This window comes from Paracoccus sp. (in: a-proteobacteria) (assembly GCF_032007265.1).
GTDB lineage: Bacteria > Pseudomonadota > Alphaproteobacteria > Rhodobacterales > Rhodobacteraceae > Paracoccus.
In genome coordinates this window covers 58,646-75,193 of record NZ_DALZMB010000003.1, presented here as the reverse complement: position 1 = coordinate 75,193, position 16,548 = coordinate 58,646, and the positions used below count along the sequence as shown (strand labels likewise).

Sequence of the window (16,548 nt, the reverse complement as noted above, 5' to 3'; positions counted from 1 at the left end):
CAAAGCGCCACCGACCCAAGGTGCCGCCGCCCCAAAGCGTCACCGACGCGGCATCGTCAACCACAAGCAACAAACATCAGGCCCGGCGATCTTGCGCGGGCCTGATGTCATTTGGCTTGGGGATCAGCCTTACTTGCCAGCGGCGTAAACCGCCGCCCAGTAAACCGTGCGCCCGTCAGCGGCGACGGCTTTGCCAATGCCAAAATCGCGGACCTGCGGCAGCAGGATATTTTGCAAATGTCCGCTCGACGCGACCCAGGCACTCATCACTTGCTCGGGCTCGGAAAAGCCCTTGCCGATGTTTTCCGCCACGATCTGCATTTTATAGCCAGCCGCGCGCACGCGCTGCGAAGGCCCTTTGCTGCGGCTGCCCTTATGGGTCATCTGATCGCGCTGCGCCATATCACAGGCGTGACGCGCCGCAGCCTCGGCCAGACGCTTGTCCGGGCGCAGTTGGCTTAGGCCCTTTGATCTGCGCACCGCATTGGTTTCCGCCGCGCCATTTGCATTTTCCGCCGCCGAGGTCATGAGGCATACCACCCCGCGATTTGCGGGCTTCATGGTTTCGCCCATGCCAGCGACCCGAGCGGATTGTGCGACCGCAGCTGCGGCCGAAAGCACAACGCAAACACCCAGCGTTGCGCCAAAAAACTTGCGCATAACTTTCATCATTTATCCGTCAAAAAAAGGCGAGCAAACATGCCCAAGCAGATGTTCACCAGGTACAACTATAAATTGCATACCGCTCGATATACCTAGTCGAACAGTTGAATTTGGTTTGTATTTTCAATGAAACTACGTCGAACCATCACCAAATTCATATCGAACTCAGCCCCGGATTGAACTTTTTGGACAATTGAGCAGTTTTTTGCCGCCAATTTTTCGGCCAGTGCCAATCTCAAACCCAGTCGAATTGCCGCTTGTCTTTGAGGTTAAAGCAAAACTTCCGCGCGGCAGAAATTCGCCGATTTTCCCAGCATTTTAAGGATATTTCTTCACATTTTTTATGCCCTATGCCGTCGGCGGGCAGCTGCCATTCCCCCCGCTGGCAGCAGCTTTTTGGGTCCGGGCGAATCACCTGGCCGCCGATGGGGCTGACGCAGCGTCCCTGCCATTTTACCAAAGGATGCGATACTTGCTCCGCCAACGGGTTTCAGACCATGCTGATGAAAACGACCGGCAGCGTCTCGAGGGGGGAAAGACCATGCGTAAGTTTGCAGATGTCGCGACACGCGACCGCATCGAAAACGAGATGCCTTATGCCGATCGGCAGCTGCCCAAAACCGTCTATGATCTGCTGGAAAGCACGCGCACGCGCTTTCCCAACCGCCCTGCCATCAGCTTTCAGCTGTTTTCAGACCCCCATGCCCCCTCAAAAACCCTAAGCTGGCACGAGCTGACCGAGCGCGTCACCGAAACCGCGAACCTTTTTCACAGCCTTGGCATCGGCCCCAAGGATACGGTCGCCTATCTTTTGCCCAACTGCCTTGAGGCACCGATCGTCTTGCTGGCGGGGGCAACGGCGGGGATCGTCAATCCAATCAACCCGCTGCTTGATTCCGAACAGATTGCGGGCATCTTGCGCGAAACCAAGGCCAAGGTTCTGGTCACGCTAAAGTCCTTTCCCAAAAGCGATGTCGCACAAAAGGCCGCAGCGGCCGTGGCGCTGGCTCCCAATGTCGAAACCGTCCTCGAGGTGGATCTGCGCCGCTATCTGACCGGGATCAAACGCTTGGCGATCCCCTTTTTGCGCCCCAAACAAGAGATCACCCATAAGGCGCGCGTCCTGAACTTCGAGGCCGCCGTCAGCGCCCATAGCCACCGCAGCCTGCAATTCCCCAACCCGCCCGAGGATCGCGTCGCCGCTTATTTTCACACCGGCGGCACCACCGGCCTGCCCAAACTGGCGCAGCACAAATTTTCCGGGATGATCTACAACGGCTGGCTGGGCGCAACGCTGCTCTTTGACGAAACCCATGTGCTGATGTGTCCGCTGCCGATGTTTCACGTCTTTGCGGCCTATCCGATCCTGATGTCTTGCGTTGCATCGGGCGCGCATATGGTCATGCCGACACCCGCTGGTTATCGCGGCGAAGGCGTCTTTGACAATTTCTGGAAATTGATCGAGCGCTGGCAGGCAAGCTTTCTGATCACCGTCCCCACGGCCATTGCTGCGATGGTACAGCGACCGGTCAATGCGGATGTGTCTTCGCTGCGCATTGCCATTTCGGGCTCTGCTCCGCTGCCACTAGAGCTGTATAACCGCTTTCGCGACGCCACGGGTGTCGAGGTGGCCGAAGGCTATGGCCTGACCGAGGCCACCTGCCTGGTCAGTTGCAACCCGATCGACGGGCTTAAAAAGGTCGGCTCGGTCGGGATTGCCCTGCCCTATACCCATCTGCGCATCTTGCGAAAGACAGATGGAAGCTATCTGGACTGCGGCACTGATGAGGTCGGCGAGATCTGCATCGCCAATCCCGGCGTTTTCGAGGGATCAACCTATACCGAAGCCGATAAGAACCGCGATCTTTTCGCCGAGGGGCGCTTCTTGCGCACTGGCGATTTGGGCCGGATCGACGCGGATGGCTATCTGTGGATCACCGGCCGGGCCAAGGATCTGATCATCCGCGGCGGGCACAATATCGACCCTGCCGAAATTGAAGAAGCGATGATGACCCATCCTTCGGTCGCTTTTGCGGGCGCAATTGGCCAGCCGGATGCTTTCGCGGGCGAGCTGCCCTGCTGCTACATCGAACTGATCAAAGATGCGCAAACCTCGGTCGAGGACCTGATGGAATATGCGCGAAGCCATATCAGCGAACGCGCGGCGGTGCCGAAATATATCGAAATCCTTGACGAGCTGCCCAAGACCGCTGTGGGCAAGATCTTTAAGCCCGACCTGCGCCGCATGGCGATCAAGCGAGTCTATAGCGCCGCTTTGGCGGATACGGGCGCCGAGGTTGTCGAGGTCATCGAAGACAAAAAGCGCGGCCTTGTCGCCAAGATCAAACGGGGCGCCACCACCGACGATGCAGCGGTCGCACAGAAGCTGGGCGAATTTACCCGCCCCTGGGACTGGGCTTAAACCCAGCCACCGCGCCCAAGAATACAAATCCGGGCATCCAGAATTGGGCATGCGGGTGCGCTCATCCCGCTTGCCGCATCCGGCCCCGAAACGCGCCCGCGCATCTGCGCTGATCAAGCGGCTGTGACTGGCTGTCAGCCCAGGCGCGCTTGACAGCATTGCCCGACCTGACGTTGGATCGGACCATGTCACGCATGAACCCTTGGCGCATCGCGCGGATGATTTCATCGGTATTGATGCTTTGGGCCATGCTGGTCCTTACGGCCCATGCGATGCCCGGTTGCACCAAGGATACGCCCTTGAGTGGTCCGCAATCGCCGCTGCATCAGCCACAGGCCCGCCATCACGGCGGCATTGCCCCTGGCGACCAGACAGATGCCAATCTGGCAACCAGCCAAGCCCCCAAAGGGGTGGCGGGACATGATCTTGCCAGCTCTGGCGGGCATCAATCCGGCAGTGCGCCCTGCCTGATGCACGGCTGCTGTGTCCCCATGCCCCAGATCATCTTGTCGCTGGCCCAAGCCACGCCACACCGCGAAAATTATACGCCAATCGTGCTGGGCGATCTGCCGCCTGGCCTCATTCAATCATTGTATCGCCCGCCCCGGATCTGAGTCGTCTTCACGCCCGATCGCCGTCATGCGCTTGGGCCCCGAACTTCAACTCACATGCGAAAGAACAAAGCAATGAACACGAAAATCATTCTGACGGTGCTGGCCTGCGCCTTTGTTACCCCGGCACTGGCCCAAAACGCCCCCGAGCCCATGCCCGGGATGGATCACAGCGCCCATCACAGCAGCAAAGCAAGCGGTCCGATGGCCGATTTCATGGTGCCGATGGATAAGATGATGGCTGATATGGGCGAGATGGCCTCAACGGGCGATGCCGATGCCGATTTCCTGATCTCGATGATCCCGCATCATCAGGCGGCGGTGGATATGGCCAAGATCGAGCTGGAACAGGGCGACGACCCGGAAACCCGCGCGCTGGCCCAAGAGATCATTGATGCGCAGGAAAAGGAAATCGCCCAAATGCACGCCATGCTCAAGCGTCTGGGCGTCGAGACCGCCCAGTAAGCTGGCCCCGAAAAACGAAGAAAGGCGAGGCATTTGCCTCGCCTTTCTTCATCTCAAGATCGGATCAAGCGCGCGATCAGCGGGTGAATTTCTTGTATTTCACGCGCTTGGGCTCGATGGAATCCGCGCCCAGACGACGGACTTTATCGGCTTCGTAATCCTCGAAGTTGCCCTCGAACCATTCGACATGGGCATCCCCCTCGAAGGCCAGAATATGGGTGCAAAGACGGTCAAGGAAGAAACGGTCGTGCGAGATGATGACAGCACAGCCCGCGAAATCTTCCAATGCGGCTTCCAGCGCCTGCAGGGTTTCAACGTCAAGATCGTTGGTCGGTTCGTCAAGCAGCAGGACGTTCCCGCCTGATTTCAACAGCTTGGCCATGTGAACGCGGTTGCGTTCACCACCCGAAAGCACGCCGACCTTCTTTTGCTGATCGCCGCCCTTGAAGTTGAAGGACGAGCAGTAAGCGCGGCTGTTGACCTGAGCGTCGCCCAGTTCGATCAGCTCTGCCCCACCCGAGATCTCTTCCCAGACGGTCTTATTGGCATCCAGCGCATCGCGCGACTGATCGACATAGGAAAACTGAACCGTTTCGCCATAGCTGATCGTGCCTTCATCGGGCTGTTCATTGCCCGTCAGCATCTTGAAGAGCGTAGATTTACCCGCACCGTTCGGGCCGATCACGCCAACAATACCGCCCGGCGGCAGGCTGAAGGTCAGATCCTCGATCAAAAGCTTGTCGCCCATCGCCTTTTTCAGGCCCTCGACCTCGATCACCTTGTTTCCAAGGCGTTCGCCGTTGGGGATGATGATCTGAGCATTGGCCAGCTTTTCACGCTCGGACTGGCCAGCCAGTTCGTTATAGGCGTTGATACGGGCTTTTTGCTTGGCCTGACGGGCCTTGGCGCCGGCGCGGATCCACTCCAGCTCGCGCTCAAGGGTCTTTTGCTTGGCTTTATCTTCGCGCGCGTCCTGAGCCAGACGTTTTGCCTTTTGCTCCAGCCAGTTCGAGTAATTCCCCTCATAGGGAATGCCGCGACCGCGATCGAGTTCAAGGATCCAGCTGGTGATCTCGTCCAGGAAGTAGCGGTCGTGGGTCACGGTCAGGATCGTGCCGGGATATTCGATCAGGTGCTTTTGCAGCCAAGCAATGGTTTCCGCGTCCAAGTGGTTGGTCGGTTCGTCCAAAAGCAGCATATCAGGCTGTTCAAGCAACAGCTTGCACAGCGCGACGCGGCGACGCTCACCACCCGAAAGGGTTTCGACATCGGCATCATCGGGCGGGCAGCGCAAAGCTTCCATGGCGACATCGATCTGGCTGTCGAGATCCCAAAGGTTCTCGGCATCGATCTCATCTTGCAGCTTCGCCATTTCATCGGCGGTCTCGTCCGAATAGTTCATCGCCAGTTCGTTGTAACGATCCAGCTTGGCCTGCTTGGCCTTGACGCCTTCCATCACGTTGCCGCGCACGTTCAATTGCGGGTCAAGCTGCGGCTCTTGCGGCAAATAGCCGACGGTTGCGCCCTTTGCGGCCCAAGCCTCGCCGGTGAAATCCTTGTCGATACCCGCCATGATGCGCAGCAGCGTCGACTTACCGGCACCGTTGACACCGACCACACCGATCTTGACCCCCGGAAGGAAGTTCAGATGAATGTTTTCAAAAGTCTTTTTTCCACCCGGATAGGTCTTGGACACCCCGTCCATGTGATAGACAAACTGGTAGGAGGCCATGATCTTTCCCCTTTGGCTGAAGTTGGCTGACTATTTAGGCGATGCAGCGGGAAAGGGGAAGAAGCTGGCGTGCTTCAGCGCATCTGCGTGGTGAATTCCTTGCCAAAACGCGCATCCAGAAAGGCAAACTGCGGTTCCAGCTTCTCGCGCAGCGCAGCGCGCGCCTCGGCGGGAACCGAAAGCGCGGCATTGGCGGCAAAAACCTTGCTGCGCAGGCCGGTATATTCATAGGCGCCAAGACCCAAAAACTCCTCGATCAGCTCCATGAAGCCCTCGGGGTTATGCTTGATCGCGCCAAAAGGCAGGTACAGCAGGCGGTCAAAGTCGAACTGCGCATCCCAGCGCGGCACATAGGTCAGGTAATCGCCCCGATCCAGCAGGACGGGATCTTCGACCTCGCGCAGCCAATCATCCACCGTCACGGGTTTGCGTCCCGCGCGGGTGATATTCATCTTCATCTGCGAGACGGCGCGATCCACGGGGTGGCGAATGATGTAGATGAACTTGGTTTGCGGCAGGAAATCGGCGACATGATTGACGCCTTCGGGTGAAAGCGTCGAGTATTCTGGCGTGATTTCCATCGGTTGCGTCCCCTGCGGCGCGGGGGCGAACACCTGCTGATACCAGTCTTGCGTGAACATCGGCTCGGATGTGATCTGATGCAGATAGTCACGGATATGATCTGGCATCACCTCGCCGCGCGCGGTGTAGCGCTTTTCGATGTTGATCTTGCCACGGCGGAAATGCCACGGCAGCCAGCTGCGATGTTCTTGGATGTGGTGGTAATTGAAATACTGGATTTCTTTCAGCGGCGGCGTCCAGACCTCGGGGTGCTGGCCCAGGATCTGACTCAGCCAGGTCGTGCCCGCCTTTTGCGCCCCGATCCCGACGATGGTCGGCTTTTTCGGTTTGCCGTTGCTATCCCACTTCATGCCCGAACCCCAAGCCCAATCCTGTCACGGACCTGTCTAGGGCAGGCCAAGCTCAGGGAAAAGGCCTTGATCTGTCAAATGCAAATTCGCCTGAACCGCCCAAGCGCAAAAACAACCGCAGTGGCGTGGACAGCCGATTCTCAAAGATCTAATTTGTCCACGGGAACTATGGCCCGAATGCTTGGGCTGGCCTTTCATCCCGCCGCTGCAACGCCGCATCCGCCGCATGAGGTAAACTATGTCAAGCTCTGCCCCGTCCCGCGGGACCACTGCACAGCCAACCGCCCCCACAACCACCAAACGTCCGATGAGCAGCCATGCGATGATGCGGCAATATCGTGTTCTTTCCAGCAGCCAATGCACCGATGCGCGCATGCGGCTGGAAAACATACGTCGCCTGATGGCAGCCGCCGAGGGTGAATATCGCGCCAGCATGAACGAATTGAACAGCCTGGATCGAGAGGGGCGGATCTGGCTGGCCGTTGACTTTATTCACAAAACCTCGCTTGCCAGCCTTGATATGGCTGCCAGCCTGATGTCGATTGGCGGTCATGCCGAGGGCGATCTGGGCCGGGCGATTTCCGATGCCACGCAGACCACCAGCGATGCAATCGGCATTGGGTTCAACGTGGTTCAGGGGGGCGGCTCGACCAAAGATGCGCTGCGCACAGCCGCATCGCGCATTCTGACCCATACCAAAGCCTCTGGTGCGGGCGGGGCTTATGCCAAGGGCACGGCGGATCTGGCCCTGACGGGTTGGGGCAATCTGGACAATATCATCGCCGCTCAGGGCAGCCCGGCATCGGGTCGGCGCACCGCCGAAGCCGGGGTCGAGGCCGCAGCCGGACTGGTTCAGCGCACCGCCGATACCCTGGCCGAAGCGCCGGGGGCCGATAAGGCCAAGCTGGGCAAGGTCAGCGCGGTGGCCGGGCTTGCCAAGGCGATCTCAAGCTATAACCGCGAGGTCGAGGGGGTCTTTAACCGGCGCCTGGAAATCAAAAGCAGCCTGGACAGCAGCCGCGCGCTTTTGAACGCCTCGATGAAGCGCAATATGGATCATTTCCGCAAGCAATCCGAGGAAATCCTGCGCATCCTGGCCAGCTGCGAATAACGGGGCCCGGCCAGAAACGCATAAAGGCCAGCCCTGACGGCTGGCCTTTATGGTGATTGGTCTGCAAGGGGCGGATTGCCCGCCGGGCCTTGGCCAAATCGTCGTTAGAGCTTGCCCCAAAGATCGTATTCGCCAGCCTCATCCACCGTCACCGAGACGATATCGCCCGGCGAGAGATGCTCGAAACCTTCATCGATATAAAGGTTGCCGTCGATCTCGGGGGCATCGGCCTTGGTACGGCAGGTCGCGCCATCTTCGTCGATACTATCGACGATGACATCCAGACATGTGCCGACTTTGGCCGCCAGTTTGGCCTCGGAAATGGCTTGGGCCTTTTCCATGAAACGCTCAAAGCGCTCTTGCTTGACCTCGGCCGGAACGTGGTCGGGCAGCAGGTTGGCACGCGCACCTTTGACGTTTTCGTATTGGAAACAGCCAACGCGATCCAGCTGCGCCTCATCCATCCAATCCAGCAGATACTGGAATTCTTCCTCGGTCTCGCCGGGATAGCCGACGATAAAGGTCGAGCGCATGGTGATATCGGGGCAAATGTCGCGCCATGCCGCAATCTCGTCCAGGGTCTTGGCGCTGGCAGCGGGGCGCGCCATCCGCTTAAGGACATCGCGATGGGCGTGCTGAAAGGGAATATCCAGATAGGGCAGGATCAACCCATCTGCCATCAGCGGGATCAGATCGCGCACATGGGGATAGGGATAGACATAATGCAGCCGCACCCAGGCCCCGAGCGAGCCCAGATCGCGGGCAAGGTCGGTGATATGCGCGCGATGGCCCCGCTCTTCGGCATATTTGCGGTCCAAGCCATAGGCCGAAGTGTCCTGGCTGATCACCAGCAGCTCTTTGACCCCTGCCTCGACCAGCTTTTCCGCCTCGCGGATGACGGCATGGGCCGGACGGCTGACCAATTTGCCCCGCATGTCAGGAATGATGCAGAATTTGCAGGCGTGATTGCAGCCCTCGGAGATCTTCAGATAGCTGTAATGGCGCGGGGTCAGCTTGACACCCGAAGCCGGCAGCAGATCGATGAACGGATTGGGCGCTGGCGGCACGGCACCATGCACCGCATCCAAAACCTGCTCATATTGCTGAGGCCCGGTCACGGCCAGAACCGAAGGATGGACCCCGGTAATGAATTCAGGCTCGGCGCCCAGACAGCCGGTCACGATGACCTTGCCATTCTCGGCCAGCGCCTCGCCGATGGCTTCAAGGCTTTCGGCCTTGGCGCTGTCCAGAAAGCCACAGGTATTGACGATAACCGCCTCAGCGCCCCGGTAATCGGGGCTGATGGCGTAACCTTCGGCGCGAAGGCGCGTCAGAATACGCTCGCTGTCGACCAGCGCCTTGGGGCAGCCAAGCGAGACCATGCCGATCGTCGGCTGGCCTGCCCGGCGCTCATCAGGGATGGCGGCCTTGGCAAGATCGGGGCGGAGATTCGGCGGGTTGATAATCGGGGGATTGGCGCTCATGTCCGCGCATATAGCGCAGCAAGAGCGCTTGGCAAGAAGAAGCGTGGCGTTGCTCGCAGGATCGTGGCTTTTCAACCCATCCGCGACAGGTCAATCTGCGCCTATGAAGATGCATTTGCCCCCCCTCCGTCTGGCTGCGCTGGCCATGTTGTTGCTGACCGTATCTTGCGTGTCCAATCAGGCACCGCAGATCGAGGCGCCGCGAAACAACCTGGGCCAGATCGAGCGCCCCCCCGCCAGCAAAAGCGAAACCGTGGTGATCCGTGACAATAAGGGCGGCAATGTCATGCGCGCGATCCAGCGCCGCCAGCAGCTTGAACGCTGGGGCGGCCCGGTCGAGATCAGGGGCTATTGCGGCTCGGCCTGCACCTTGTTCATCACCATGCCCAATGCCTGCCTGGGCCCGAATGCCACCATAGGCTTTCACGCCCCCCGCATTCCCAACACGACCTATATCCCGCCGGGTGTCGATGAGATCATGGCCCGTTACTATCGCAACGGGATCTTGGCGCGCTGGAATGACACGTGGAAGCATCAGCTGAAGATCGAAAAAATCTCGGCCAAGGAATATGTCCGGCTCGACCCGCAAACCCGCATCTGCAAATAGGCAGACCCCGTCGGGCGGCGCTGCGCCCGATGATGTCACCGCAAGGTTTCGCGCCCTGCGGTTTCAACGCATCGTGTCGCGCCGCACTGCCGTGACATCCAGCCCAGTCGCAAAAGACCCTGCGGCCGGGCAGATTGCGCCGCTTTATTCGCGCAGGCGCCAGCCGGTTTGAAAGATCCAGCGAATGGCGAACAGGCAGATCACCAGCATGATCGTCACTGCGATCAGCGACACTTTGACCGGCACATCTGCAAGCCCGAAGAACGACCAGCGAAAGCCCGAGATCAGGTAAAGCACCGGGTTCAGCTTGGCCACGCCCTCCCAGAACGGGGGCAGCATCGAGGCCGAATAAAACGCCCCGCCCAAAAAGGTCAGCGGCGTGATGACCATCATCGGCACAATCTGCAACTGCTCGAAATTCTTGGCCCAAAGCCCGATGATAAAGCCCAGCAGCGAAAAGCTGATCGCCGTCAGCACCAGAAAGACCAGCATCCAGACCGGATGGGCAATATGGACGCCGTTAAACCAGAAGCTGGTAAGCAAAATGATCAAGGCAATCAGCACTGCCTTAGAGGCCGCAGCGCCGACAAAACCCGCCGTGACCTCGATCCAGCCCGCCGGGGCGACCAGATATTCATAGATCGTCCCCGAGAATTTCGGGAAATAAATGCCGAAACTGGCATTGGACACCGATTGCTGCAACACGGTCAGCATCATCAGCCCCGGCACGATGAACGCGCCATAGGCCACGCCTTCCACCTGTTGGATCCGCCCGCCAATCGCCGCGCCAAAGACGACGAAATACAGCACCGTCGACAAAACAGGCGAGGCAACGGATTGCCAGATCGTGCGGAAAAACCGCGTCATTTCATGCGCATATATCGCGCGAACCGCATGCCAGTTCATTCTGCATTCTCCAGCAGCGCCATAAAGACCTCTTCGAGCGACGATTGTTTCGTGCCCAGATCGCGGACCGCAATCCCCTGCGCGGCAAGCCCCGCCAGAAGGCGCGCAATCCCCGTACGCTCGGCGCGGGTGTCATAATCAAAGCCGATGCTCATGCCGTCTGGCGACAAAATCAGCCCCTCGGGCAGGCCATCGGGCAAAGCCGCCAGCGGTGCGTAAAGATCGACCGACAGGTGCTTTTTGCCAAATTCACCCATCAATTCGTCCTTGGGCTTGACCAAAAGCAGGCGGCCCTTGTTGATCACGCCGATCCGATCAGCCATTTCCTCGGCTTCTTCAAGGTAATGGGTGGTCAGGATGATGGTGACGCCGCGCTTGCGCAAATCATCAACGACCGTCCACATTTCGCGGCGCAAAGCGACATCGACGCCGGCGGTCGGCTCATCCAGAAACAGCACCTTGGGGCGATGGGCCAAGGCTTTGGCGATCAGCACGCGCCGCTTCATGCCCCCAGAAAGCTCGCGCGTGCGGGCGTGGCGTTTGTCCCACAGCGCAAGGCTGCGCAGCACTTCCTCGATATAGGCATCATCGGGGCCTTCACCGTAAAGGCCGCGGGTAAAGCGGACGCAATCGATGACCTTTTCGAACGGCTCAAGCGCGATTTCCTGCGGCACCAGACCGATCAGGCGGCGCGCGGCGCGCCAATTGGTGCGAATGTCGTGCCCACCGACGCGCACGGTGCCCGAGCTGGGCGAGACCAGCCCGCAGATAGTCGAGATGAGCGTGGTTTTGCCCGCACCATTTGGTCCAAGAAGGGCAAGGATTTCGCCTTGCTCGATGTTCAGCGTCACATCATCCAGCGCATGCGTGCCACTGTCATAACGCTTGGTGAGATGGTCGACTTCAATGATTGGGGACATGATCCGCCCTACTCTGCGTCTGGGTCTAGCTAGATAGCCCTAAGCCGGGCGCGCAGCAAGGTAATCTGCGGCAACCGTTACAGCATTGGCCCGCTTCGCCCAAGATGATCCCAAGGTGATAAGCTCTGGCTTTGGCAACATATCAGTCTGGCCGCAGCATATCAGACGGGACGCAGCGGACCAAGCGGCCCCGCTCTTTTCCCTGTCACCACATTGTCTTGGCGGCCCGCGCGGGCCAGGCCGCATCATAGGCCGCGCCGTCGAAATCATCGCGGCCGATGGCATCCAGGATTTGACCAGGACTGGGCAATCCGTGCTGATCCTGTGCCCCTGACCACAAACCCGCGCGCATCACTGCCCGCGCACATTGGAAATAAACCTCGGCCACTTGCAGCACGATGACGCAACGCGGCAATTTGCCCTCGCGTTCAAAACTTGCGCAAAGCGTGGCATCATCTGTCACGCGCGCCAGCCCCCGCACCCGCAGCACGCTGCCCGAGCCGCGGATCAGAAACATCAGGCTGGCACGACCATCCGCGACGATATTGCGAATGCTGTCGATCCGGTCATTGCCGCGCCAATCGGGCAACGCGATATGCTTTGGGTCCAGCAGACGTGCGACGGGGCCATCATCGCCACGCGGGCTGGCATCGACGCTGCGCGGCCCAAAGGTCGCAAGCACGCAAAACCGCGAGGCCGCCAGCATCTTGCCATAATCAGGGGTGACATGATCGGTGACTTTATCAAGCGAGGCCGGACCGGGAGTACCATAGATTTCCGTCAAATCTTCGCTTGTCAGCCACTTCATGGTTCCTGCGTGCCCCCAGCTTCGGCCAGCAGCTGATCGCTGGCATCCTCGATCTGATTGTAAAGCTTTTCCATGAAGGAAGTGTGATTTTCCTCGGGTCCGATGACCGGCAAAAATGAGATGACCGAGGTGCCGCGATAAAAGGGAAAGCCCTTTTTGGGCCAAAAGAGGCCGCAATTGACCGCGACGGGCACCACAGGCAGGCCCGTGACCTGCCGGATCGAGGCCACGCCATATTTGTATTTACGCTTCTCGCCGGGCGGGGTGCGCGTCCCCTCGGGATAGATGATCAGCTGGCCCAAACCCTCGGGACGGGCACGCGCTGTCTCGATTTCTGCCGAGATTTTCTTCATCGCCTCAGAGCCTTTGGCGCGATCGATGGGAATGCAGCCCGCCTTGCGCGCGTAATAGCCCATGATCGGCACACGCAGCAGCTCGCGCTTCATGATAAAGGCGCATTGCGGCACGGCATTGGCAATGGCGAGAATATCCAGAAAACTTTGATGCTTAGAGGCAATGATGCATTCGCCCGTGGGCGGCGTGCCCCTGATCTCGACCTTGATGCCCAAGATCACCCGCGCCGCCGCAAGGATCTGCCCCGTCCAGGCCACACCCAGCCGATGGATGCCCATTCGGCTGCAGCTGACCACCGGAAACCAGCAAATTCCCATCACCAGCGTGACCAGGGCAATCCAGACATAGAACAGGATCGCGCGCAGCAGCGCCAATGGTGCCGGTTTGCGGCGCAGATAGGGCGCGGCCATTACCGCACCTCGCGCAAGATCTTCAATGCAGCCCAACGCGTGGCCAGGAAGCCGATGCCCGCCCAAACCGCCGGGATCAGCAGGGGTAAGATCCAGCTCCAGCCTTGAAAACCAAGCCCGGTCAAAAAGCCGCCAGCCTGATCAACGCCCGGCAAAAGCAGCATCGCCACCACACCAAGCGCCGTGCCTGCTGCCGCACCAAGGGCCGCGCGGCGGGTAAAGCGGCGCACAAAGGCCGTGGCGATCGTGATGTCGCGGGCCCCGATCAGGCGCAGCACCCGAATGACCTGACCATTGGCCGCAAGTGCCGCCTTGGCCGCAAGCGTGATCATGGCCCCCGAAGTCGCCGCAATCAGAACCAGTGAGAAAATGCCCAACACTTTCAAGCGCCATGCCGCACTGACAAGCGGCTGACGCCAACGGGTGTGATCATCGACCACCGCGCCGGGGGCCTCGGCTTGCAGGCGCAATTGCAGGGCTTGGGAATCAAATTCTCGGGTCTGACTGACCTCGATCAGCTTGGGCACGGGCAGCGCATCAACCGGAACATCCGGGCCGAACCACGGCTCTAGCAGCTTTTCGACCTCTTCGTCGCTGACGACTTGCGAAGCCGCAACGCCAGGCGTGGCCTTGAGCACCTCCAGCACCGCAGCGGTCTGCTGCTCGATCTGATCGGCGGGGGCGGAAACGCGGATGGTGACGGTCTGCGCCAGCGATTCCGACCAGCGTTCGGCCAGCCGCCCCGTTGCCAAGGCCAGCGCCAGGGCAAAAACCGCCAAAAAGGCCATCGCCCCGGCGGAAAACAGCGTCAGCTGCGCGGTAAAACCCGTCGGCGGCACGACCCGGTCAGCGATCCCGCCATCCGAGCGCATCAGACCGCGCCACAGGGCAGCCAGATCCAGCGATTTCAGATCGGCTTTGCGAAGTTTCAGCTCGGGTTTTCTCACAGGTCCGCTCCTGCCAGTTGCAGCGATTTTCCGGCAATCCGCAAAACACGCGCCGAGACCATCGTTTTGGCGGCGCGGATCAGGTTCAGGTCATGGGTCGCAATCAGCACCGATTTGCCCGAGCGGTTCAGCTCGACCAAAAGCTGAAGCAGCCGCATCGACATGTCCCAATCCAGGTTGCCCGTCGGCTCATCCGCCAAAATCAGATCGGGCGACAAGATCACGGCCCGGGCCAGCGCCGCGCGCTGACGCTCGCCGCCCGACAGCTCGGGAGGCATGGCGCGTGCATGGCTGGTCATCTGAACCCAGACCAGCAATTGGCGCAATTCCTGCATATCGATGGGCTGACCGGAAACGGTCAACGGCAGGGCGACATTTTCTGCAACCGGCAGGTGGTCCAGAAATTGCGGATCTTGGTGCACAACGCCCACGCGGCGTCGCAAAGCGGCAATGCCATCACGGCCAAAGCTGGTGACATCCTGATCAAAGGCCGTCAGCAGCCCTTTGGTCGGCAAAAGATCGGCATAGCATAGCCGCAAAAATGTGGTCTTGCCCGAACCTGACGGCCCGGTCAGAAAGTAGAACGAGCCCGGTTGCAGGCTCAGTGTCACGTCAGACAGCAGGTCCTCGCCGCTGTGATACCCAAATGACACGCCCTGCATTTCGATCACGTGAACCTCCTTTTCCCCTGCTTCTTGGCGCGGGGGTTCACGCTTGATAGAACAGGTCTGCGGCGAATGCGAGACGGCAGAGAAACCATGATGATGGATTCCTGCGCGTTTTTACGAAACGGAAAGAGACAGAATGCGGCTGATTTGCCCAAACTGCGACGCTCAATATGAAATCGACGGCACCTTGGTGCCGGCCCTGGGGCGTGATGTCGAATGTTCGGCATGCGGACAGGTGTGGTTTCAGCCCAAAGAGCCGCAAAACCCCAACCCGGTTGGCCCCGAGGCCAAGCCGGTTCTGAGCCGTCCGCTCAGCGATTCTGTCCTTTCAATCCTGCGCGACGAGGCCAGCCGCGAGCTGCGCAACCGCGACATCGAACGTCAGGGTTCGGATCCGCGCCCGGGTCTGGGGGATCTGGCCGCCGAGGTGGGCCGCGACACTCGCAAAGAAGTGACCGATGCCGCCGCCTTTGTCTCGGATCCGCTCTCTGATCGGGGCAAGGATCAGGGCGATGTCTGGGCGCAAGGCCTGGGGCGGACCATTCCCCCCTTTGACATACCGATCATCGATTGGCCCGCAACAACCGTGGCCGAGCTGAACGACCTTCAGCCCGTCACCGCCGCCCCGGCACAGAATCAGCCAGCACCCAAGCCCCGTTACGAAGTCCCGCCACTGGTCTTGCCGGATGCCGAAAAGCTGGCAGCAACGCTGCATTCACCGCAGCCCGTGCCCGAGGCTGAGCCCACCCCCGAGCCCCAGACCGAGACCGATCTAGAAGCAGAATCACTAGCAGCGTCACAGTTGGATGAGCCGCTTGCACCCGGCTCCACATCAGCCGGATTTTATGACGAACCAGAGGTGCGTGGCGATGACGCGCTGTCTTTGCCAGGCGATGCGGCGCCCGAGACGGTCGATCACGCCCCTTCGGCCCCATCGGCCCCACCGGACCCGCGCGACACGGTTACGCCAGCATCCGCCCTGCCTGTGGACGCCGCATCGGATGGGACTCAGCCCAAGACAGAGGGCACCGCGCCCCTCGACGCGGGTATCGATGGGGACAAGCCGCTGGACCCGGTCGACCCGAACCTGACCGCAAGCCCCGCCCATCCGACAAGCGCGGCCAAGCCGACCAGCGATCCGGTCGCCGCGCCCGAGACCCCGGCCGCGTCGCCGTCTACACCGGCGGCCGCCAAGCCCTCAGCCCTTGTATCGACCGAGGTTGCGCATCTTCCCGCCAAGATCGCCCCTAGCGCGGCCAAGGCTCCTGCGGGCTATCGCACCGGATTTGGCCTTGCTCTGATGTTGGCGGTTCTGGCCCTGGCGCTTTATGCGCTGGCACCCCGCTTGGCCGGACAAGGAGAGATCGGCGCGCAAATGATGTCATGGCGCCTTGAGGTGGATCAGGCGCGTCACTGGCTGCTGCAAGAGGCCAACCAGCTTCTGGGCCGCGACTAAAGACGCCAAAGAATGCGATTGCGCCCCAAGCCGGGGCGCAACCAAAGCCTCG

General features: G+C 60.1%; 16 protein-coding genes. 6 read left to right on the top strand and 10 right to left on the bottom strand.

Annotated features, from left to right (window positions below; translation table 11 throughout):
• Positions 1-129: 129 nt before the first annotated feature.
• Positions 130-669: a CAP domain-containing protein gene (locus tag RTS12_RS01645; protein WP_312524840.1), complete on the bottom strand. Its 540-nt coding sequence runs from the start codon at positions 667-669 to the stop codon at positions 130-132.
• Positions 670-1,204: 535 nt separating this feature from the next.
• On the opposite strand from RTS12_RS01645, the gene RTS12_RS01640 reads away from it, so the two are divergent.
• From RTS12_RS01640 to RTS12_RS01630, 3 genes are all read left to right on the top strand, one after another.
• Positions 1,205-3,085 (top strand): acyl-CoA synthetase, encoded by a 1,881-nt coding sequence (locus RTS12_RS01640; protein WP_312524839.1) that lies wholly within the window; start codon positions 1,205-1,207, stop codon positions 3,083-3,085.
• Positions 3,086-3,270: 185 nt separating this feature from the next.
• Complete coding sequence (locus RTS12_RS01635) at positions 3,271-3,699, top strand: hypothetical protein (protein WP_312524837.1); 429 nt, start codon at positions 3,271-3,273, stop codon at positions 3,697-3,699.
• Positions 3,700-3,771: 72 nt separating this feature from the next.
• Positions 3,772-4,161 (top strand): DUF305 domain-containing protein, encoded by a 390-nt coding sequence (locus tag RTS12_RS01630; protein ID WP_312524835.1) that lies wholly within the window; start codon positions 3,772-3,774, stop codon positions 4,159-4,161.
• A gap of 76 nt (positions 4,162-4,237) precedes the next feature.
• On the opposite strand, the gene ettA is transcribed toward RTS12_RS01630, so the two are convergent.
• Both ettA and RTS12_RS01620 read right to left on the bottom strand, forming a co-directional pair.
• Positions 4,238-5,893, bottom strand: a complete 1,656-nt coding sequence (gene ettA / locus RTS12_RS01625) for an energy-dependent translational throttle protein EttA (protein ID WP_312524834.1) — start codon at positions 5,891-5,893, stop codon at positions 4,238-4,240.
• Between the two features lie 74 nt (positions 5,894-5,967).
• Complete coding sequence (locus RTS12_RS01620; protein ID WP_312524833.1) at positions 5,968-6,825, bottom strand: sulfotransferase; 858 nt, start codon at positions 6,823-6,825, stop codon at positions 5,968-5,970.
• Between the two features lie 238 nt (positions 6,826-7,063).
• Here RTS12_RS01620 and RTS12_RS01615 point away from each other — a divergent pair, with 238 nt between their 5' ends.
• Positions 7,064-7,936 carry a hypothetical protein gene (locus RTS12_RS01615; RefSeq protein WP_312524831.1) on the top strand — a complete coding sequence of 291 codons (873 nt, stop codon included), beginning with the start codon at positions 7,064-7,066 and terminating at the stop codon, positions 7,934-7,936.
• 104 nt (positions 7,937-8,040) lie between these two features.
• On the opposite strand, the gene rimO is transcribed toward RTS12_RS01615, so the two are convergent.
• Positions 8,041-9,420 carry a 30S ribosomal protein S12 methylthiotransferase RimO gene (gene rimO / locus RTS12_RS01610; RefSeq protein WP_312524828.1) on the bottom strand — a complete coding sequence of 460 codons (1,380 nt, stop codon included), beginning with the start codon at positions 9,418-9,420 and terminating at the stop codon, positions 8,041-8,043.
• Between the two features lie 103 nt (positions 9,421-9,523).
• Between rimO and RTS12_RS01605 the strand changes: the two genes are divergently transcribed.
• Positions 9,524-10,027: a hypothetical protein gene (locus tag RTS12_RS01605; protein ID WP_312524827.1), complete on the top strand. Its 504-nt coding sequence runs from the start codon at positions 9,524-9,526 to the stop codon at positions 10,025-10,027.
• A gap of 144 nt (positions 10,028-10,171) precedes the next feature.
• On the opposite strand, the gene RTS12_RS01600 is transcribed toward RTS12_RS01605, so the two are convergent.
• The 6 genes from RTS12_RS01600 to RTS12_RS01575 all read right to left on the bottom strand — a co-directional run bounded on the left by RTS12_RS01600 (position 10,172) and on the right by RTS12_RS01575 (position 15,043).
• Positions 10,172-10,933, bottom strand: coding sequence for an ABC transporter permease (locus RTS12_RS01600; RefSeq protein ID WP_312524826.1), 762 nt, complete (start codon positions 10,931-10,933; stop codon positions 10,172-10,174).
• Entirely contained in the window at positions 10,930-11,853 is a 924-nt protein-coding gene (locus RTS12_RS01595) for an ABC transporter ATP-binding protein (RefSeq protein ID WP_312524825.1), read from the bottom strand. The genes RTS12_RS01600 and RTS12_RS01595 overlap by 4 nt, the downstream gene beginning before the upstream one ends.
• A gap of 205 nt (positions 11,854-12,058) precedes the next feature.
• Positions 12,059-12,661, bottom strand: a complete 603-nt coding sequence (locus RTS12_RS01590) for a pyridoxamine 5'-phosphate oxidase family protein (protein ID WP_312524824.1) — start codon at positions 12,659-12,661, stop codon at positions 12,059-12,061.
• The gene (locus tag RTS12_RS01585; RefSeq protein ID WP_312524822.1) at positions 12,658-13,425 is read right to left on the bottom strand and encodes a lysophospholipid acyltransferase family protein; all 768 of its coding nucleotides are present in this window, start codon (positions 13,423-13,425) and stop codon (positions 12,658-12,660) included. The genes RTS12_RS01590 and RTS12_RS01585 overlap by 4 nt, the downstream gene beginning before the upstream one ends.
• Positions 13,425-14,297: a cell division protein FtsX gene (locus tag RTS12_RS01580; RefSeq protein ID WP_312524880.1), complete on the bottom strand. Its 873-nt coding sequence runs from the start codon at positions 14,295-14,297 to the stop codon at positions 13,425-13,427. The genes RTS12_RS01585 and RTS12_RS01580 overlap by 1 nt, the downstream gene beginning before the upstream one ends.
• A gap of 71 nt (positions 14,298-14,368) precedes the next feature.
• Positions 14,369-15,043, bottom strand: coding sequence for a cell division ATP-binding protein FtsE (locus RTS12_RS01575; protein WP_312524820.1), 675 nt, complete (start codon positions 15,041-15,043; stop codon positions 14,369-14,371).
• Between the two features lie 133 nt (positions 15,044-15,176).
• Between RTS12_RS01575 and RTS12_RS01570 the strand changes: the two genes are divergently transcribed.
• The gene (locus RTS12_RS01570) at positions 15,177-16,496 is read left to right on the top strand and encodes a zinc-ribbon domain-containing protein (protein WP_312524818.1); all 1,320 of its coding nucleotides are present in this window, start codon (positions 15,177-15,179) and stop codon (positions 16,494-16,496) included.
• Positions 16,497-16,548: the final 52 nt, after the last annotated feature.